Here is a 21810-nt window from a genome sequence, read left to right on the forward strand (position 1 = left end):
AAGGTTGATAGTTGCCTGTTGTTAGGGAGGCAGCACCTATACTTCCAATCCAAAGCATCAGCCATTGATGAGTGTTATCGATAAAATGAATTTGAGTTATGGAGATAACAAAGTTAAATTTGGCGTACAGTCATTGGGAAGACAATGGAAGATGAAGCAAGATCGATTATCTCCAAAATTTTCTACAAAACTTAAAGATGTTATTACGATAGAGGTTTAATTTTTTTAATTTCAAATTGTATTGTATTTCTTTTGATTGTCTAAAAAGGGAACGCGGATGACGCGGATTTACAAAAGTAAAGACGCAGATAAACCGATTTTTCCTTCTTTATGAACTAGGTTCTAATCTTTGCCAAAGTTCAAAACTTTGCCAAAGATATGTTCGTGGAAATTTGTGCAATTGCTTCGCCTGTCCGCTATCGCTGGGGTTGTGGCTAAAAAAAAAGGCACACAGATTTTATACGGATTTACTAAAGTGAAAATAAAAAATCATTTTTAGCAATCCCTAAATCCACGTCATTACATTTATTTGCACAGCGTCAACAGCCACATAATTTTATCGTTAAAAGAATCTTGTCTTCAATTTCAAAATTTTAGATGATTTCAAAAACGCATATATTACTTTTTATTTTCTTGCTTGGCTTCTTTTATGCCAACGCAAGTAGAAGCATGCGGTATGAAATCTGAAAAAAAGAAGCATACAACTGAAAAATCAGAAACAAAAAGAACGGATAATTGTTGTGATTCCCATACAAATAAAAAGGGTAAAGATGGTTGTGGTGATAAATGCAATCATTCCAATTGCCGTTGTGTTACAGTTATTTCAATGCTTACTTCCGAAAAATGGAATGAAATCACATTAAAATGTTTTAATTTTTCGAATAAAGAAGAATCTTTTTATCTCCATACAGCCGATTTATCTTCAGGCTTTTATATCATCTGGTCTCCGCCAAAAATAAGCTAAAAGTTTTCTGTAACAGCCATAAGTGCGTCTACTAGAAAACGTTAACTTACGGTATTTAAAAATAGACATTATTAACACTCAGGGGTTTATATATTCTTGGTACATAAAACATAAAAAATGAGATCAATAAAAACATTATTGATAGCGGTCGTTGCATTGCTATCATTCACTGCATGTGATGCAAAAATAAAAAATGCAAAAACCGAAACAGTAAAAATATTTGGTAACTGCGAAATGTGCAAAAAAGTAATTGAAAAAGCAGGAAATATAAAAAATATTGCTGAAGTAAATTGGGATGAAAAAACTAAAATGTCAACGCTTACTTACGATACAACCAAAACTAATAAAGACGAAATTTTAAAGCGTATTGCATTAGCTGGATATGATAGTAATGAGTTTCTAGCACCAAATGATGTTTATGCAAAGCTTCCTGAATGTTGCCAATATGAACGAAACAATAAAAAAATGGCAATGGTTCCCGCTGAGAAAACGAATCACGATATGCATTCAAATCACAAAATGACTTCTTCAGATGTTGATTTAAAAGAGAATCCTTTAAATCCTGTTTTTGAGGCTTATTTCGGAATCAAAGATGCATTGGTTAAAACAGATGGGGCTACAGCTTCGGCAAAAGCCAAAACATTAGTAACAGCAATAAATGGAGTGAAAATGGAACGCTTATCAATGGATGTGCACACAGTTTGGATGAAAGTTTTAAAAAGCTTGAAAGAAGATGCCGAACATATTGCAGATACTAAAGATGCAACACACCAAAGAGATCATTTTGGTACATTATCTAAAAACGTATATGCATTATTGAAAGTTTCAAAAGAAGAAACACCAACATATTATCAGTTTTGTCCAATGGCAAATAATGGTAAAGGAGCCAACTGGTTGAGTAAAGAAAGCGCAATAAAAAATCCATATTATGGTTCAAAAATGTTGAGCTGTGGTAGCACTGTAGAAACTATCAAATAAATGAAACTATACATTAAAAACATGGTTTGCAGTCGCTGTAATATGGTGGTGAAGTCTGAGTTGGAAAAACTCGGGCTTCATCCGATTACAGTTGAATTAGGAGAAGTCGAACTTCTAGAAACAACAATCGATCTCTTAAAGGAGGACTTATTAAAAGTATTGAATTCTTTAGGGTTTGAACTCATTGATGATAAAAAAAGTAAGATTATTGAAAAGACCAAAACGTTGATTATTGATTTAGTACATCATAAAAACAATGATCTTAATACCAACTTATCGCATTATCTCGCAAATGAATTGCAACACGATTACAATTCGTTGGTAATTTTTTTACAGAAGTAGAGGGAACAACTATTGAAAAATATTTTATCTCTCAAAAAATAGAAAAGGTAAAAGAGTTACTTATATACAATGAGCAAAGCTTAAGTGAAATTGCTTATCAGCTTCAATATAGCAGTGTGGCACATTTGAGTAATCAGTTTAAAAAGATGACAGGATTCTCTCCAAGTTATTATAAACAACTTAAGAACAAAAAACGCAAGCCAATAGAGGATTTGTAAATCTTATAAATCATAGCCAAAATTGTGCAAGCATACAGGAACATTATTTTAGAACTTTGTTTAGTTAAAATTCATTAAAAAATAAAAGCAATGATTCATATGTATACAATAATGGGAATGACTTGCGATGGATGTCGCTCTAAAGTAGAAAAAGCATTGAATGCAATCGAAGGAATTGAGGCAAATGTTACTTTAAATCCTCCATTAGCAACTATTGCAATGGAAAGACGTATTCCGACGGAGCAACTGCAAGCAGCATTAACTGCGGTTGGAAAGTACACTATTGAAATGGTTATGAATCATGGACACGAAAAACCAACAGAGAAATCATGTTGTAGTACCGATGCACATAATCATGTAGATAAAAAAGAAATGGAACTGCATAATCATACAGGAGGTAAATATTATTGCCCGATGCATTGTGAGGGCGATAAAATGTATGATAAAGCGATGTCCTGTATGTGGGATGCATTTGGTACAAGAGCCAATAGCTGCAACAGTTCAGATTCCGTTGCACAAAAACCGTGAAAAAATCTTGCTGTAGTACAGATGGACATAAACATAATCATAAAAAAGTAGCCGTACCACATAATCATACAGGAGGTAAATACTATTGTCCGATGCATTGTGAGGGTGATAAAATGTATGATAAAGCAGGAGATTGCCCAGTATGCGGAATGGATTTAATACAAGAACTAGCGGCTGTTCAGGTGCAACAATATACTTGCCCGATGCATCCAGAAGTGATAACCAATGGACCAGGTTCATGTCCGATTTGCGGAATGGACTTAGTACCAATGGAACCAACAGATACAGAAGAGAATAAGGTGTATAAAGAGTTATTGCTAAAAATGAAAATTGCAATACTCTTTACAGTACCTATCTTTTTTATTGCGATGATAGAAATGATGCATGATAATCCGTTACTAAAAATAATGGATGTTGGAAAATGGAATTTAGTACAATTATTATTCTCGCTTCCAGTGATGTTTTATGCAGGTTGGATGTTTTTTGTTCGTGCATGGAAATCAATAGTAACTTGGAACTTAAATATGTTTACCCTCATCGGGATTGGTACAGGAGTAGCATTTTTGTTTAGTATTGTTGGAATGTTTTTCCCAGAAGTTTTTCCAGAAGAATTTAAATCAGGACACGGAACAATTCATCTTTATTTTGAAGCTGCTACAGTAATTATTACGCTGGTTTTATTAGGGCAATTGTTAGAAGCAAGAGCACACAGTCAAACTAGTGGTGCAATAAAAGAATTATTGAAATTAGCTCCAACAGAAGCAACTTTGGTTGTTGATGGAGTTGATAAAGTAATCTCAATTCATGATATTAAAAAAGGAGATTTACTACGAGTAAAACCGGGAGACAAAATTCCTGTAGATGGAAAAATTACCGATGGAGAAAGTACGATAGATGAATCTATGATTACTGGGGAGCCAATTCCTGTAGATAAAAAAATAGACGATATAGTATCTTCAGGAACAATAAACGGAAATAAAACATTTATTATGATTGCCGAGAAAGTAGGTTCAGAAACCTTGCTTTCGCAAATTATACAAATGGTAAATAATGCCAGCCGTTCCAGAGCACCAATTCAGAAATTAGCAGATAGTATTGCAAAATACTTTGTTCCAATTGTTGTAGTTATTTCCATACTTACTTTCTTCATTTGGGCAAAATTTGGACCAGAGCCAGCCATGGTTTACGGATTTATTAATGCGATTGCAGTATTAATAATTGCTTGTCCGTGTGCCTTAGGTTTGGCCACGCCAATGTCGGTAATGGTAGGAGTTGGAAAAGGCGCACAATCTGGGATTCTGATAAAAAATGCAGAAGCTTTAGAGAATATGGATAAAGTAGATGTCTTGATTACTGATAAAACGGGTAGATTCCAGAAGGGAAACCTTCAGTAGAGAAAATTGTTGCACTACAATATTCAGAGGAAGAGTTACTACAATATATCGCTTCTTTAAATCAGTATAGCGAACATCCTTTGGCAGAAGCAGTAGTGAAATTTGCAAAAGCTAAAAATATCTCTTTGACAAAAGTGAATGATTTTGAAAATATTGCAGGAAAAGGAGTTATCGGAACTGCTGTCGATAAGAAAATTGCATTAGGAAATAAAAAACTAATGGACCAAGTAGGAGCAATTGTTTCTGGAGCCATCGAAGAAAGGATTGTAACAGAACAAAAATTTGGGAAAACAGTTTCTTATATCGCTGTAAATAAAAATGTAGTAGGATTTGTAACGATAACCGATGCCATAAAAGTGACCAGTGCAGCAGCTATAAAAGAATTAATGCGTCAAGGAGTTGAAGTAATAATGCTTACGGGAGATAATATAAATACAGCAAAAGCGGTTGCCGACGAATTGCATTTAACCTCTTTTCAAGCAGGATGTTTACCAGAAGACAAATTAAAAGTAATTGAGAAATTACAAGCCGAAGGAAAAATTGTTGCTATGGCGGGCGATGGAATAAACGACGCACCAGCTTTGGCACAATCGGATATTGGCATTGCGATGGGAACAGGGACAGATGTAGCGATAGAAAGTGCCAAGATAACTTTGGTAAAAGGAGATTTGCAAGGAATTGTAAAAGCAAAAAACCTGAGCCACGCAGTAATGAGCAATATCAAACAAAACCTATTCTTTGCTTTTATTTACAACGTATTAGGAGTGCCGGTTGCTGCGGGAGTTTTATATCCGTTCTTCGGAATATTGCTTTCTCCTATGATTGCTGCTTTGGCAATGAGTTTTAGTTCTGTATCAGTTATTGTGAATGCATTGCGATTGAGAAGTTTAAAACTTTAAAAACTAAAAAATGAAAATTTATTCGATACTTATACTATTGCTATTCGCGATAAGCACGACTGCGCAAAAAATTGTGAGGTATGATTTATATGTAAAAGATACGTTGGTCAATTTTACAGGAAAATCCAAAAGAGCAATTGCTGTTAATGGACAAATTCCGATGCCAACGCTCACTTTTACAGAAGGAGATATTGCTGAAATTCATGTACATAATCAGCTAAAAGAGGCTACATCTTTGCATTGGCACGGAATATTTTTGCCTAATGGAGAAAGATGGAGTTCCTTTTCTTACACAAATGCCGATAGAACCAGGAACAACACATGTGTATAAATTTCCTGTTATTCAAAACGGAACACATTGGTATCATAGCCATAGTGGTATGCAAGAGCAAATCGGTATGTATGGATCTTTAATAATGAAGAAAAAAACAGATGATCCAGATTTTAGAAAGGGATTGATGATTTGCCTACAGTTCCAGTTATGTTAAGTGAATGGACAGATTATAATCCAGATAATGTGCATAGAATGCTACACAATGCTTCAGATTGGTTTGCGATTAAAAAAGGAACAACCCAAAGCTATACCGAAGCCATAAAAGCAGGTCATTTTAAAACCAAAGTCAATAACGAATGGAAACGTATGATGGCAATGGATGTAAGCGATGTGTATTATGATGCATTTTTGATTAACGGAAAAAGAAAATGAATTTCCGGGGCCATTTAAAGCAGGGGATAAAGTTCGTTTGAGAATTTCTAACGGAGGAGCTTCATCTTATTTCTGGTTAACTTACGCAGGAGGAAAAATTACGGTCGTAGCCAATGATGGAAATGACATAGTTCCTGTTGAGGTAGACCGACTGATTATTGGCGTATCCGAAACGTATGATGTCGTGGTAACAATTCCTGCCGATGATACTGCATTTGAGTTTTTAGCAACACCCGAAGACCGAACAAAATCGACTTCTATTTATCTAGGAAAGGGAATAAAACAATTAACAAGCCCTTTGCCAAAACTCGATTATTTTGAGGGAATGAAAATGATGAACGGCATGATGAACATGGATGGAACGATGAACGAAATGGGAATGGGGATGAGCTTGCAAAAGATGGATATGAATGCTGTAATGTATCCTGAAATTACAGGAAGTGGATCTAAAGAAATGAAACATACACCCAAAGAATCAATGAAAATGAACGATGGAGAAAAAATGGATCATTCAAACCATAAGATGGAAGCTGGTTCTACAGATATTGTAACACTAAATTACAGCATGCTTAAATCGCCAACGGTAACCACATTACCAAAAGACGCTCCAGTTAGAGAATTACGTTTCGAATTAACGGGGAATATGAATCGGTATTTGTGGAGTATGGATAATAAAGTGCTGTCGGAATCGGATAAGATTTTGATTAAAAAAGGAGAAACGTTACGAATCGTACTGTACAATAATTCGATGATGCGACACCCAATGCATTTACATGGACATGATTTTAGAGTATTAAATGGTCAGGGGGAATATTCACCATTAAAAAATGTTTTGGATATTATGCCAATGGAAACGGATACGATTGAGTTTAGTGCAAATGCCGATGGAGACTGGTTCTTCCATTGTCACATTTTGTATCATATGATGGCGGGAATGAACCGAGTTTTTAGTTATGAAAACTCAGCACCAAATCCGTTATTACCAAATAAAGAATGGGCATATCGAGAATTGCAGAAGGAAAGTAATATGAACCATATTATGGCAGAAAATGATTTTGCAACCAATGGGAATGATGGTAGAGCAATGGTACAAAATGCACGTTGGAGTTTTGGTACCGAGTGGAGATTGGGATATAATGATAAACACGGTTATGAAACCGAAACTCACATTGGGCGCTATATTGGAAAAAACCAATGGTTCATGCCATTTATAGGATTTGATTGGCGTTATAGAAAATTTGGTCATGATGAGGTCGAAAAAAATATGTTCGGGCAAAAGAATACCAAAGACAATCGTTCTGTATTGAGTATTGGTGCCGATTATACCTTACCTTGGTTAGTAATTGCTCAAGCAGAAGTCTTTACAGATGGAAAAGTGAGGATGCAATTATCGAGAGAAGATATTCCGATTTCGCCAAGAATACGAATGGCTTTCATGGTCAATACAGACAAAGAATATATGGGAGGACTAAAATATATTCTAACCAAGAACTCTGGAATCTCCACACATTATGATAGTGATATGGGATGGGGATTTGGTTTAACGCTTAATTATTAAGCTTAGTGAAATGTAAGAAGTGAAAAGCTAAACTTTATTTTAAAAGAAAACCATATAAGCTATGTAAGTCCATTTAAGTTTTTGAAACTTATATTTTTTTATATAGCTTATATGGTTAAACTAAAATCTGATTTTTTATTAATTTACCCTTGGGTTACAAATTATAGAGATAACTTTTTTTGCGAATAATTTTTCCGTTCTCAGTCTCTTTAAATTGAGGAACAAAAATAATTTCTTTAGGTTTTTGATATTTATCTAGACTATTAAAAATGGAATCGTCAATAGGTTGTTTTTCACCTTCGATAACCAAAACTAATTTTTCTCCAAGAGCAGTATCAGGAACGCCAGTAACAAAATAGCGAGCATTAATTTTTCCAGAAAGCTTTTCTTCAATTTGTTCAGGAATCAATTTTATACCGCCACTATTGATAACGTTGTCAATTCTTCCTAGAAAGACAAACTGGTGATCGTTTACAAGTTCAACGATATCATTAGTTACGATCGTTTCATTAGAAATTGTTGGAGCATTAATAACAAGACAATTTCTATCGTCTTGAGTTATTTTTACATGAGGTAAAACCGTAAAAGCTTTTTCGCCAACTTGTTTAGCTGCGATATGTGTAATAGTTTCGGTCATGCCGTAAGTTTCATACACTTTAGTTTTTAGTTTTGATACACTTTCTATGAGCGTAGCATCCATTGCAGCACCGCCTACAATAAGTTTTTTTACATTTTTAAGTGCTGTTAAAGAGTTTTGAACCTGCAAAGGAACCATTGCTACAAAATCGTATTTAGTAGTGTTGTTTGTAAGCGGATGGAGGCTAGGCGCAACAAAGTCAACATCTAATCCTAGAATTAAACTTCTTACGATCATCATTTTTCCAGCAATATACTGAGTAGGTAAACAATGTAAGGCTTTGTTTCCTGGATGTAAATCAAAGAAATCTCCCGTAGCAAGAGCCGACTCAATCATGGCTTGCTTTTGTAACTGAATTACTTTTGGAGCTCCAGTTGTTCCCGAAGTCGTTATCTCAATATAAGATTTATTATCAAACCAATCTAAAATAAATTCTCCAATAGCTCTTTCATAGGCTTGACCTTCTTTAACGAAGCTATAGGCTATTTGTGACAAGTCTTCTCCATTAAAATGGTCTCCATTTAATTTGAAGAAATTGTGGACGTTTTTATATGTTATTTTTGACATTTGAGTTTGGTTATAGTTTAATTGTTTTAGACTTAATTTTTAATTTTGATTTCACCAGTTAGTTTTTCTTTCCAATTCGTCCAGTTGTATTTTTTGCTAAAAATAAATAGCATGATAGGATAAATAATAATTACGGGTAAAATAACGTCAACACCAGCAGAAGGTTCTGAAATATCTTTAAAAACAGAATGTGTTTGGAATACCGACCAATCCGAGGTAACCAATAGCGCTCCCACTAAATTATTGGCAGCATGAAAACCAAGGGCTAGTTCTATGCCTTCGTCCATTAAAGTGATGATTCCTAAAAATAGACCCGTACCAATGTAATAGACCATAATAATATATCCCATTTTAGAAACTTCGGGATTAAAAATATGCATCACTCCAAATATAACAGAAGTCATTATGAGTGGAAACCATTTGTTTCTAGCCAAATTTGCAAATCCTTGCATTAAATAACCACGAAAAACATATTCTTCGGTACTCGTTTGAATAGGAATTAAAATAGTTGCAATTACAAATAAAATAGCAAACGGAATAGGTTTGAAATTAATAATAAAATCTTCGGGACTTAGGTAATAGAACAAAACGGTAAGCACAGCTGTAAAAACACCCCAAAGTCCAAAAGAAAATAAGATGCGATTCCAATCGACTTTTTGCCTGGAGGTTGTTACCGATAAAAAAGTTTGGTGATGTATATAGCGTACTGTAAAGTAAACGCCTGCCAAAGCAAATACAAACGAAATCAAGATTAGAAACAAAGTTACATTAGACTCAAAAAGCGTCATTATTCCTGCTTCGCTAGTCGGATACGGAACTTTATTGAAAATAGTTTGATATGCTATAGCAAGCGTAAGCGGAATTTGACCAACAAAGGATGCTGTTATTATAAAAAGAGAACCTAATAAATATTTCCAAAATTTATTTTCGTTTTTAACTCCTTGCTCTAGAAACATGTATTTAAATTTAAAATAGTACTTCGATTTATTGCATAAATCTTATTTTTGCTTGCACTAATTTACCTTTTTTTATTTCAAATAGCTTTACTTCTTTAAAAAAATAAATATGATACAAATATATCACAACCCACGTTGCGGGAAATCAAGAAATTGTCTGGCTTTTATCGAAAATATAAAACAAGATTTTGAGATAATCCCTTACCTTGTTGATACGCCTTCATTTGATGCGTTAAAAGAATTACTTCAAAAATTAAGTTTAAAGCCAATAGAATTAGTTCGAACCAAAGAAAAAATCTGGATAGATAATTTCAAAAATAAAGCAATGAATGATTCCGAAATTATTCAAGCAATGGTCGATAATCCTATTTTAATCGAAAGACCAATTGTAGTTAAAGATGGTAAAGCTATCATAGGAAGAGATTTAGAATTGGTAAAGCCTTTTTTAGAAACGTTATAAAGAAGCTTATTAACATATTATTATGATTTTTCGTTTTAAACCTCCAGTTACATTTGCAGTCTAAAAGCCAAATAGAAACTACCCAAAATGAAAAAGAATCAATTAATCATGCTTGTATTACTTTTTACAAGTATTTTCAGTTTTGCCCAGCAACCTGGAGCGCAAAGGCTGAAAGTTAAAGTTACCGGTAAAGTTGTCGAAAAAACAACTAACCAGCCACTTGAATATGCTACAATTACTTTGGTGAATACCAAAAATCCAAAAGCACTTGCAGGAGGAATTACCAATAATAAAGGAGAATTTAGTGTAGATGCTGCCCCAGGCGTTTATGATATTAAAATTGAGTTTATTTCATTTAAGGTAATCGAAATTAAACAAAAGAAAATTACAGAGAATACCAATCTAGGTCAGCTAGCATTATCAGAAGATGCGAATCAGCTTAACGAAGTAGTAATTCGTGCAGAGAAATCTTCAGTTGAAATTAAACTAGACAAAAAAGTATATAATGTAGGTCAGGATATGATTGTAAAGGGCGGAACGGTAAGTGATGTTCTTGATAATGTACCGTCAGTTTCTGTTGATACAGAAGGAAATGTAAGCTTGAGAGGAAGTGATAACATTCGAATTTTAATTGATGGAAGACCGTCAAACGCTATAAATGTTGCCGAAGCATTACGACAAATCCCGGCAGATGCAATTGATAAGGTTGAGGTAATTACAAACCCATCAGCACGTTATGATGCTGAGGGAGGTTCGGGATTAATAAATATTATTCTTAAAAAAGGGAAAAATCAAGGATTCAACGGAACTTTTATCGCATCAACAGGAATTCCAGAAACGTACGGAGTAAGTGCAAATGCAAATTATAAAACCGAAAAACTAAACTATTTCACTACAGCTGGATATAACTACAGAACTAATGAAGGAGGAGGTTTAACTAATTCACAATATTTTAATCCAGACGGTACTACTAAAAGTTTTCTGGATGAAAATAGAGATACCGAAAGAATTAGAAAAAATTTCAACGGAAGAGCAGGAGTAGAGTGGATAATTAACCCAACCACTTTTTGGACAAATGCTATAAATTACCAAAAGAATTCAGGAGACGATACAGATTTAATTAATTATAATGAATTTGATGCTAATCGTAATTTTACAAAAGCAACATACCGTTTAAATGATGGTGTTACAGCTAGTGAAAACGTAGAATACACATCAAATTTGATAAAAAACTTCAATGATAAAGGGCATAAACTTACTGTAGATGCATCGATTTCAAGAAATACAGATGATAATAATAGTATAATTACTGGTAATCGTGGTTTTAATAACACTTTAAATGATCAGGTTCAAAAGCAAGTACAATTACAAGCAGATTATGTACTTCCGATAAGTGAGGGAAGCAGGTTTGAAGCGGGATATAAAGGAAGTTTTGGGGATCTTAATAACGAATATTTTGTTCTAGATGCACTAGGAGCAAGGATAGATGCTTTATCAAATACTTTAGAATATAAAGAAAATATAAATGCGCTTTACACGCAATTTGGATCTAAAATTAAAGATACTAAGTTTTCATACCTTTTAGGATTGCGTTGGGAGGATACTAATATCGAAGTTAATCTATTAGATACTAAAGAATTCAACACTAAGAAATACAACAATTTCTTTCCAAGTGCATTTCTTAGTTATGAGATATCAGATCAAAGTAATTTTACAGCTAGTTATAGTAAACGTTTGTCAAGACCAAGAGGACGTTTTATGAATCCAGCATCAAATTACTCAAGTAATATTAATATTTTTCAAGGAAATCCCGATTTAGATCCCTCTTTGACCGATAAATATGATATAGGATTTATCAAACGTTGGGATAAAGTAACTTTTAACACTTCGGCTTATTTCGAAGATACAAAAGATGTATTTAGTTTTGTACGATCTCCTACAGGTGACGTTGTAACTCCTGATGGTGAGGTTGTAACTCCTACACCGGGCCAACCAGTTAATGGAATTCCAGTTATTTTAAGTAGACCTATTAACTTAGGAAAAGAACAAAAATTTGGTTTCGAATTCACACTTAATTACACTCCGTTCAAATGGTGGAGAATAAACAGTAACTTCAATTTTTACAACGTAGAAACTACTGGAGAAAATAGGTACACTGATGCAAATAATGTTGTTGTTGTACAAAATCTTGACAATAAAGCTAATTCTTGGTATGCAAGAATCAATTCAAAATTGACTTTACCATACAAAATCGATTGGCAGTTGACAGGTATGTATAACGGAGAGCAAAAAACGGCTCAAGGTAAAAATCTTGATATGTTTGGTATGAATACAGCTTTTAGTAAAGACATTCTTAAAGACAAAGCAACGGTTGCCTTTAACATAAGTGATATTTTCAATTCTAGAAAAATGAGATCATATACATATTTAGAGAATCAAACTTCGTATGGAGAAATGCAATTCCGTAAGCGACAGTTTAATGTTTCATTTACTTATAGGTTCAATAAACCTAAAAACGAAAGAGAAAAAGGACCTAAGAATGATGGTGAAGGTGGTGGTGGAGAATTTCCTGGATAAGGAAATAACAGTACATAAAAAAGGACTCGTATTTACGAGTCCTTTTTTATGTAAATCCAAATTATTTTTAGACACTTAATACTGATGTAAATAATGTTGTTACGCAAAATCGTGCTATGAAAGAATCAATTCAAAGTTGATTTTACCACACAAAATCAATTAGTAGTTTACAGAAAGAGGTTTAAGAATGTTGGCAAAGCAGGAAGATAATTTCTAGGATAGGGGGAATGTAGTAAATAAAAAAAAGGACTCGTAAATACGGGTCCTTTTTTTATGTAGTAATCAAATTAATTTTAAATTGATTGCTCTTTCTTTGCTTTTCTTTCTTTGTACATTTCCCATAAAGCTCCACCAATCCAATATTGAACGAAACCTACAAGAAAAAACATTAACCAAAACCCTATAGTTAGAATGGTTAAGAAAAGTAAAAAGCCTAAATACTGTGAAAATTCAAACATGTTTTCCGGAATTTTTGAATGTAGGCACAAATGTATGCCTAATATTTTTTCTTACCAATAAAAAACCAAATCAATTTTTATAAAATAGTAATTATCCGTATTTTTGAGGTCAATTTAAAATGAATATGCCTAGAATTTACTTCTGGAGCAATTTCCAGCTGTTCGTTATATCTTTTATGGGCTAAAAAGCCCTAAAAAAAGGATGCCGCTTCCATCTGGGTAGAGCGTATCACTATTAAATATTGGATTTTTATATAATAACACACATAAATACACTAAAATGAAATTTAGAATAGAAAAAGACACCATGGGAGAGGTGCAAGTTCCTGCAGAAAAATATTGGGGTGCACAAACAGAACGTTCTCGTAATAATTTTAAAATTGGAGCAGCAGCATCAATGCCAAAAGAAATCGTTGAAGGATTTGCTTACTTAAAGAAAGCAGCAGCTTTTGCAAATCATGATTTAGGTGTTTTGCCAGTAGAAAAAAGAGATGCAATTGCTGCAGTATGCGACGAAATACTAGCAGGTAAATTAGATGATCAATTTCCGTTGGTAATTTGGCAAACAGGTTCAGGTACGCAAAGTAACATGAACGTAAACGAAGTAATTGCAAACCGAGCACAAGTTCTTAAAGGATTTGAAATAGGAGAAGGAGAGCAATTCATAAAAGCAAACGATGATGTAAATAAATCACAATCATCAAACGATACTTTTCCAACAGGAATGCACATTGCAGCTTACAAAGCAGTTGTAGAAATTACAATTCCCGAGTTGAAAAATTAAGAGATACACTTCACGCAAAAGCAGTTGAATATAAAAATGTTGTAAAGATTGGACGTACACACCTTATGGATGCAACACCGCTTACTTTAGGACAAGAACTTTCAGGATATGCGGCTCAATTAACTTATGGTTTAAAAGCAGTTAAAAATACCTTAGCACACTTATCAGAAGTTGCTTTAGGAGGAACAGCAGTAGGAACAGGTTTAAATACACCAGCAGGATATGATGTAAAAGTAGCTGAGTATATTGCAGAGTTTACAGGACATCCGTTTGTAACAGCAGAAAATAAATTCGAAGCGCTTGCAGCTCACGATGCAATTGTTGAATCTCATGGGGCACTAAAACAATTGGCAGTTTCTTTAAATAAAATTGCTAATGATGTTCGTATGCTAGCTTCAGGACCACGTTCAGGAATTGGAGAAATCATTATTCCAGAAAATGAGCCAGGTTCATCTATTATGCCAGGAAAAGTAAATCCAACACAATGTGAAGCATTGACAATGGTTTGTGCTCAGGTTATGGGGAATGATGTTGCGATTTCAGTAGGAGGAATGCAAGGACATTACGAATTGAATGTTTTTAAACCAGTAATGGCAGCAAACTTTTTGCAATCGGCACGTTTATTAGGAGATGCTTGTATTTCATTTGATGAGCATTGTGCACAAGGTATTGAGCCAAACTACAAACGTATTAAAGAATTAGTAGATAATTCATTAATGCTCGTTACGGCTTTAAATACCAAAATTGGATATTACAAATCAGCAGAAATAGCTCAAACAGCGCACAAAAATGGAACAACGCTAAAAGAAGAAGCAGTTCGTTTAGGGTATGTATCAGCAGAAGATTTTGATGCTTGGGTAAAACCAGAAGATATGGTTGGAAGCCTTAAATAATTAATTGTTAATTATGGATTGTTAATTATTAATGATGCGTAATAAATGAAAAACCCTGCAATGTAGTAACATTGCAGGGTTTCGTTTTTATATTATATGTCATCCTGAGCGTAGTCGAAGAGCTTTAATGATCATTATTATAATCTTAGCAGGTAGTAATTAATAATTTATAATCAATAATTACTGTCACCCTGAGCGTAGTCGAAGGGTTTTAATCATCAACAATTAACTACTTCCCATCTACATAATCTTGTAAATAACTAAAACGTGGTGTTAGCTTACCGTTTTCTGTTATTTTGGCTCTATGTAGAATCCCGTCTTTGTCCCCGTTAAAAAAGGCTGGAATTACGTGTTCCATAAAAAGTTCTCCAAAACCTTCACTAGCATCTTTTGGTATTTCGCAAGGCAAATTATCTACAGCCATTACCACAATTGCAGCAGGATGAAAAACATCTACTTCTTTGTTCTCTCCCGGGAAATATCCATATAGAGGTTCTTCGATTGTTGATGAACGAAGTGTGCAGGCAATAGGGCCATTTACATCGCATGAAATATCGGCAACGACTTTTATTTTACAATCTTTAGATTGAAGCATCTCTCTAGTCAAGATCACAGGCGCTGCATTTGCATGAAAATGCCCTGTAAAATAAACATCGGTTACTTTGGTAAATTTTTCAAAATCTGAAACGTATTCCTGAGGATGTTCGTAAAAATCGGTATAATCTAAAAGTTGACCATCTTTACGTTTGTTATAATCCAAAACATCAAGTTGAACATAAACAGCTTGAGTGTAATTTTTTGTTAGGTAATTATCAATTGTTACCTCTTTTATCTTAATAGCGTCAAGAATTTCTTTGGCACCTGTACCAACTTTACCCGTACCAGTAATTACAAACTTTAAAGGAGGAAGTGTAATGCGTTTTAAATGAGTAATTAAAGCCTCTTTACCAGCTAAGGTTTCGGCTTTAGGTAACTTGAACAATTCGAATTTAATTCCGAATGCACGAATACCGTTGTATACACCAACAATACCTGCGTATTTACCAAAACCAATTAATCTTTGGTTGTGAGAGTTAACAATGGTTTCGTGATCGTATAATTCAATATTTTTTGCTAAAATAGCTTGCAATAATTTTCGATTATAAGGCTGCTTCTTTATAGTGTGTGAAAAGAAAAAATAAGCCTTGTCTGAAATTAAATTTTCGATAGGAACTTCTTTTACTCCAAATAATACGTCACAATCTGAAACATCATCAGTAACAGTTATTCCTAAGCTTTTATACTGAATATCAGTAAAAATTCGAATGTCTGAACTTTCTACAACTACAGTAGCTTCGTGATAAAGTTGCTTCAATCGAGCCAGTTCATTAGGAGCAAATACAACCCTTCTGTCTGGTGGGTTTTTTCTTTCTTTTATAATTCCAAATTTCATTTATGGGTGTTTAAATGTTGTATAAATATAACTTTATCGATTCAATTTGTTTGAAATATAACAAATATAGTTAAAATTTTGTTGTTTTTTTAAAAAAATATTGAAGCTGATTTTATTATAGCCTGATGTTCAATAGGCTGGTAAAAATTAAGCTTAAAACTGTGTTAAAATCTAAAAAATCATCTAAAAAAGGCAAATAAACAAAAGTATTCAATTCTATATATTTGTTTCCCTAGAATCCAACTCATGAATTTCATTAAAAAAGCAAATATACCACAAATCCTTTTCCTTATTTTAGTTTTAAGCTCTTGTGGAAAAGATAAAAATACAAATGCAGCTCTTGCCGAAACTTTAGAAGATACACTCCCTAAAATGAAGCCTTTGCTTCATGAAAAAAAACTTCCTGCAAATTATGTAACAGCTATTAAAGGCAAAGTTGATTATTTTTATAATAAAAACTGGCCAAACAATACGATGAACGGTGGTTTTTTGGTAGCAAGAAATGGCGAGATTATCTATGAGAAATATGAAGGATACGCTAATAAAAATCAAAAAACAGAAATAGATATGAATACGCCGTTGCATATTGCTTCGGTTAAGTAAAGTACTTACTGCAACAGCTGTCTTAAAGTTGGTAAATGCAGGGAAAATTGATTTAGATCAAAAAGTAAATACAATTTTAAAGACATTTCCTTATCCAGATATTACAGTAAGGATGTTGTTAAACCACAGAAGTGGAATGCGTAATTATGCTTATTTTACAGATAAGGATAAAACTATTTGGGACAGGCATAACCAATTAACCAATCAGGATATTTTAAATATCATGGCTACTAAAGATATTGGTTTAGAATATAAAACGGATACCCGTTTCACCTATTGTAATACTAACTATGCAATGTTAGCATTAATTATTGAGAAAATAACTGGACTTAGCTATAAAGAGGCAATGACTCAAATGATTTTTAAACCATTGGGGATGACGCATACTTATGTTTTTGATATTGATAAAGACAGAAAAACAGCCGTTCCTTCTTATAAAGGAAATAATGTTGAAATCGGGATAGATTATCTAGATGCAGTTTATGGAGATAAAAACGTTTATTCAACTCCTAGAGATTTATTAAAATTTGATAGAGCCAGAAATGCTCCAGATTTCTTGAAACCAGATTTACTTAAACAAGTGTATGAAGGATATAGTAATGAGCGCAAGGGAGAAAAAAATTATGGACTTGGTATTCGAATGATTAATTGGTATTCGGGACAACATTTTTATTTCCATAACGGATGGTGGCACGGAAATACTTCATCTTATATAACGCTTCAAAAAGAAAATGTTACTATCATTGCGTTGTCTAATAAATTTACTCGTAAAACATATGCGGTTCGTAAATTGGCACCGATCTTTGGAGATTATCCTTTTGTTTTTAAAGATCTCGACTAATATTTAGGTTATAGATTGAGGGGTTAAAATTAAATCGAATATTTTTTTGAAATTAATTTCAATTGATGGTTCAAAAAGCGTAATTTTGCAATCTCAATTTACACTTGAAAAAATGGGGTCGACTGGTTTTGACAGCAAGTCGAATTGAACAGTAAGCACGTCGAGCATTGAGACCTTGCTCGTAAATATAAGATCTCAACACTTTTACACGGCGAAAATAACTACGCTTTAGCTGCATAATCCGAATTATAGTACGATTAAGCCACGTTCCTATCAGATAGGAAAGCTGGATTCTCCTTGAAAGCCTTGGTTTGTGGCGGTCAATACAGGGGAACCGTAAAAATAAACCTAGATTTCCATGAGCTTCGGGTGGATTTCGAAATTAAGAAGATAAGTATTGTGTGGCTGTTCGGCCGAGCACAATATCGAAAATCTAATCAGGAAATAAGCGTGTAGAAAGCTCTTTAGTTGCTTGTTTGGACCCGAGTTCGATTCTCGGCGACTCCACAAAAAAAAATCCTGTAAACTTAATGTTTACAGGATTTTTTGTTTTTCATAGGGATTCAAAAACTTTATTTTTTGCCCTATTTTTAATTAAAATATGCATCTGACATAAATTTCTATATGTCAGATGACTTACAAATCAACTTCAATTAAAATCTTATTTTACTGTATATGTCGTACGGTTTGCTTCACAAAGCCTGAAATAGCCTAAAGCAAAATTATTAGAATCAGTTGTATTGATTATATTCCCTCTGATATTACCAGGTACTGCAGCAAAAGGGTTTGAATTTGTAACCTCTAAAATTAGATTCATATAATTATAAAAGTTCTTAGAAATAGCACGATGTGTTATGTTAAGAGTTATTCCTGGTTTTAAATCTGCATCTGAAAATTTTTCGACTAATTCATTTCCATTAGCAAATTCATCACTTGTTGATGTATATTCCGGAAAAGGAGATAATTTACTTTTATAATCTGTCAGGTAATAATTAGTCTGATCAGCTGGGTCTTTATAATAAAATGATACTACAATAAGATCAGGCCCCGATATGTCGGCCATAAATTCCTGATCTATTTTGTCGATTGGCGGCACAGAAACTAACTTTTCAATCGCCGTTAGACTTTGTCCATCGACTTGTGCAAATAATTTATATTCCATATTAATTACGGGAACAAAATTAGTACAGATATATATTCCTGGCTCAGATTCATTAAATGTAAAAACAACTCCATCACTATTTTCGACCCTTACTTGTGCTCCTGAAACCTTTGGTGTAGTAGCACTGTAATAAGGAGCCATTCTGCTTATTTTTATCGTCTGTTTACTGCCGCTAGTTCCTTTTTCCCAAATTATCTCAGCATCGATTACTATTTTAGGTTCTCCAGTTTCTAATTCAAGCTCAACAACCTTGTCACAAGACAGAAAAAGTAAAACAAAAAAGAAAACTAAATAAGGTAAATCCTTTACTTTTAAAATTGTATTTTTTTAATCTTAGCATGCTATTAAAATTTAAAATTATAAGAAACACCAGGTACTAATCCGTAAATAGACAGTTGTCTGGATTCATTAGCTCCTGTATTATTATTTTGTGAAAACATCATCGATGCGGCATTTTGTCTGTTATAAAGATTATAAATACTAAATACCCAATAGCTTTGCCATCCTTTCTTTTTATCTGGTTTAGGGGTGTAGGTTGCGCCAATATCCAGATGATGATATGCAGGGAGTCTGTTTGAATTTCTCAACGTATAATTAGGTACATATCTTTCTCCAAATTCATAATACCCGTTAGGATATGTTACTGGCTGACCTGATTGTAAAGTAAAATTAGCATTAAAGGACCATTTAGGGTTGAATTCATAATTTGCAGTAATATTTAGATTATGTAATTTATCATATCCTGATAAATACCAATCACCATTAGCAATACCTGGTTCTTGAGGAGTTCTGCAAGGCGTTCTTTGTTCTGCCTTAGACAAAGTATAAGCAACCCATCCTGTAAAGCGACCCGTATTTTTTCTGTATAATAGTTCCATACCATATGATCTTGCTTCTCCATTCAGGATATCCTGCTCTATATTATTATTACCCAATAAATTTGCACCATCAATATAATCGATACGGTTTTTAATTTTTTTATAAAATAATTCCCCCTCAAAAGAGTACTCACGTTCCTTAAAATTTTTGAAAAATCCTACTGCATATTGATCCAGCATTTGTGGTTTTGTAAAAGGACCGCTTGGTGTCCAGATAGTCATAGGCAAGGGAGCTCGGGTATTAGACAACATATGAATATATTGCGCCATTCTGTTGTAGCTTGCCTTTACTGAGGTTTCATCATTAAAAGCATATGATAAAGCCAATCTTGGTTCAAGGTTATTAAACTTACTAATGGTTTTTCCTTTTCCGTAGTATGTACTTCCAGTTGGTGTTGCTTCTTCATAAATATGATATAACGGATTGTATACTACTGCTTCTCCATTTTCGTACGTACTGATACTTTCGCCGCCTAAACGATAAAATGTACTGTAACGAAGTCCATAACGAAGATTCAGTTTTTCTGTAATCTGATTCTCGACATCCAAATATGCAGACGTTTCTAAAGCATATTTTTTATCTAATTGATTATAATTATACTGCGAATTAACACCATACGGACGTACAGTTCCGATTAAAATCATAATATAAACCATCAATGCCATAGTTAAGTTTAAAATTGTCTGATATGGTGTGATTCCAATTGTATTTAAGACCGTAGTTGGTAATCTTACTGTCCCATTCAAATTTTTGAAATGGTATTTGCAGATTAAATTTATAATCACTGTAAAAAATAGAAAGGTTTGTATTTAATTTTTCAGAGAATTTATGTTTCCAGTTAAACGTTCCCATAGTATTACCGTAGGTACTGGCAAAAAAGTTATTAATATCAAATATATCATTTCCTAGGTAACCAGAAAAAGCAATTGTATTATTGGCTCCTAAACGATAATTAAATTTGGCATTAATATCATAAAACATTACAGAACTCTTAATATCAGTAAGTTTCAAGAATAAATGTGCATAAGAAGCACGTCCTGCAATAATAAAAGAACCAACATCTTTTTTTAAAGGGCCTTGTACTAAAAGCCGACTTGATATAAGACCAATACCTCCGTTTATTTTATACTCATTAAGATCTCCCGTTTGCTGTGTTACATCCAGAACAGAGGAAACGCGTCCTCCAAATTTAGACGGAATTCCACTTTTGTATAAATCTAATCCGCTAACGACGTCTGCATTAAAAATAGAAAAGAAACCAAACATATGAGAATCTCCGTATACTGGAGCACCATCTAAAAGAATTAAATTCTGATCAGCGGCACCTCCACGAACATTAAAACCAGACGAAGCTTCACCAGCATTTGTAACACCAGGCAAAGTCAATAATGATTTTAAAGGATCTGGTTCACCCATTGCCGTAGGCAGTCTTTTAATTTCGGCCATTGAAAGCTTATTAACGCTCATCTGAGTGTTTTTTACATCAACCGCCTTGCTTGTAGTTATGACTACCTGTTCTAATTCGTGACTGTCTGACTCCATGCTGAAATCAATTTTGGTATCATCAGAAACAGTGACTTGCTTTTTTTTATTCTTATAGCCTACATAACTAACTAAAACGGTATAAGTTCCGTTGTCTAAATCTATAGTGTACTTTCCATTTTTATCAGTTGTAGCACCTGTTTCGATTTCTGAGATATAAACATTTGCGCCAATAACAGGTTCCCTGTTCTCATCAATAAGTTGCCCTGTTAGCTTATTTTTTTTGGCTCCTTTTGTAACTTTTTGTTTTACAAAAATATTATTACCCACTATCGAAAATTGGATTGCACCAGTCTTATTGATTTCATTTATGAGTTGTTTTATCTCAATATTTTTATAAGTCTTTTTTTGTGTAAAATATTTTTGACTGATATTAATTTGAGGTGCTGCCTCCCTAACAACAGGAGCATGTATTAACCTTAGCAATACATA

Annotated in this window: 11 protein-coding genes, 1 other RNA gene and 6 pseudogenes; 12 read left to right on the plus strand and 6 right to left on the minus strand. The window is 33.5% G+C overall.

The window, feature by feature from the left end:
• Positions 1-67 precede the first annotated feature (67 nt).
• The 7 genes and pseudogenes from AC1RYN_RS15115 (at position 68) to AC1RYN_RS15145 (ending at position 7587) form a co-directional block, all read left to right on the plus strand.
• Positions 68-220 (plus strand): DUF4113 domain-containing protein, encoded by a 153-nt coding sequence (locus AC1RYN_RS15115; protein WP_481807616.1) that lies wholly within the window; start codon positions 68-70, stop codon positions 218-220.
• A gap of 456 nt (positions 221-676) precedes the next feature.
• A complete protein-coding gene (locus AC1RYN_RS15120; protein WP_481807617.1) occupies positions 677-964 on the plus strand; it encodes a hypothetical protein in 288 nt (95 codons plus the stop codon).
• Between the two features lie 117 nt (positions 965-1081).
• Positions 1082-1942: a DUF3347 domain-containing protein gene (locus tag AC1RYN_RS15125; RefSeq protein WP_481807618.1), complete on the plus strand. Its 861-nt coding sequence runs from the start codon at positions 1082-1084 to the stop codon at positions 1940-1942.
• Positions 1943-2502 (plus strand): annotated as a pseudogene (locus AC1RYN_RS15130) (helix-turn-helix domain-containing protein).
• 90 nt (positions 2503-2592) lie between these two features.
• Positions 2593-3030 carry a heavy-metal-associated domain-containing protein gene (locus AC1RYN_RS15135; RefSeq protein ID WP_481807619.1) on the plus strand — a complete coding sequence of 146 codons (438 nt, stop codon included), beginning with the start codon at positions 2593-2595 and terminating at the stop codon, positions 3028-3030.
• Positions 3031-3032: 2 nt separating this feature from the next.
• Positions 3033-5323, plus strand: a pseudogene (locus AC1RYN_RS15140) (copper-transporting P-type ATPase); the annotation flags it as partial.
• A 10-nt stretch (positions 5324-5333) separates the two neighbouring features.
• Positions 5334-7587: pseudogene (locus tag AC1RYN_RS15145) on the plus strand (multicopper oxidase domain-containing protein).
• Between the two features lie 154 nt (positions 7588-7741).
• On the opposite strand, the gene AC1RYN_RS15150 reads toward AC1RYN_RS15145, so the two are convergent.
• Positions 7742-8791: an AMP-binding protein gene (locus AC1RYN_RS15150; RefSeq protein WP_481807620.1), complete on the minus strand. Its 1050-nt coding sequence runs from the start codon at positions 8789-8791 to the stop codon at positions 7742-7744.
• A gap of 32 nt (positions 8792-8823) precedes the next feature.
• A complete protein-coding gene (locus AC1RYN_RS15155; protein WP_481807621.1) occupies positions 8824-9747 on the minus strand; it encodes a CPBP family intramembrane glutamic endopeptidase in 924 nt (307 codons plus the stop codon).
• 109 nt (positions 9748-9856) lie between these two features.
• On the opposite strand from AC1RYN_RS15155, the gene AC1RYN_RS15160 reads away from it, so the two are divergent.
• Entirely contained in the window at positions 9857-10207 is a 351-nt protein-coding gene (locus tag AC1RYN_RS15160; protein WP_481807622.1) for an arsenate reductase family protein, read from the plus strand.
• 87 nt (positions 10208-10294) lie between these two features.
• Positions 10295-12784, plus strand: a complete 2490-nt coding sequence (locus AC1RYN_RS15165) for a TonB-dependent receptor (RefSeq protein ID WP_481807623.1) — start codon at positions 10295-10297, stop codon at positions 12782-12784.
• A 293-nt stretch (positions 12785-13077) separates the two neighbouring features.
• Here AC1RYN_RS15165 and AC1RYN_RS15170 read toward each other — a convergent pair whose 3' ends face one another.
• Positions 13078-13242 (minus strand): hypothetical protein, encoded by a 165-nt coding sequence (locus AC1RYN_RS15170; RefSeq protein ID WP_035621077.1) that lies wholly within the window; start codon positions 13240-13242, stop codon positions 13078-13080.
• A 280-nt stretch (positions 13243-13522) separates the two neighbouring features.
• Between AC1RYN_RS15170 and fumC the strand changes: the two are divergent.
• A pseudogene (gene fumC / locus AC1RYN_RS15175) lies at positions 13523-14919 on the plus strand (class II fumarate hydratase).
• A gap of 229 nt (positions 14920-15148) precedes the next feature.
• On the opposite strand, the gene AC1RYN_RS15180 reads toward fumC, so the two are convergent.
• Positions 15149-16351, minus strand: coding sequence for an NAD(P)-dependent oxidoreductase (locus AC1RYN_RS15180; protein ID WP_481807624.1), 1203 nt, complete (start codon positions 16349-16351; stop codon positions 15149-15151).
• 246 nt (positions 16352-16597) lie between these two features.
• On the opposite strand from AC1RYN_RS15180, the pseudogene AC1RYN_RS15185 reads away from it, so the two are divergent.
• Together AC1RYN_RS15185 and ssrA are read left to right on the plus strand one after the other, a co-directional pair.
• Positions 16598-17795: pseudogene (locus AC1RYN_RS15185) on the plus strand (serine hydrolase domain-containing protein).
• Positions 17796-17909: 114 nt separating this feature from the next.
• Positions 17910-18305: a transfer-messenger RNA gene (gene ssrA, locus AC1RYN_RS15190) on the plus strand.
• 151 nt (positions 18306-18456) lie between these two features.
• Here ssrA and AC1RYN_RS15195 read toward each other — a convergent pair.
• Positions 18457-19275 (minus strand): DUF4249 domain-containing protein, encoded by an 819-nt coding sequence (locus AC1RYN_RS15195; RefSeq protein WP_481807625.1) that lies wholly within the window; start codon positions 19273-19275, stop codon positions 18457-18459.
• A gap of 26 nt (positions 19276-19301) precedes the next feature.
• Positions 19302-21804: pseudogene (locus AC1RYN_RS15200) on the minus strand (TonB-dependent receptor).
• Positions 21805-21810 lie beyond the last annotated feature (6 nt).

This window comes from Flavobacterium sp. TC780 (genome assembly GCF_056783245.1).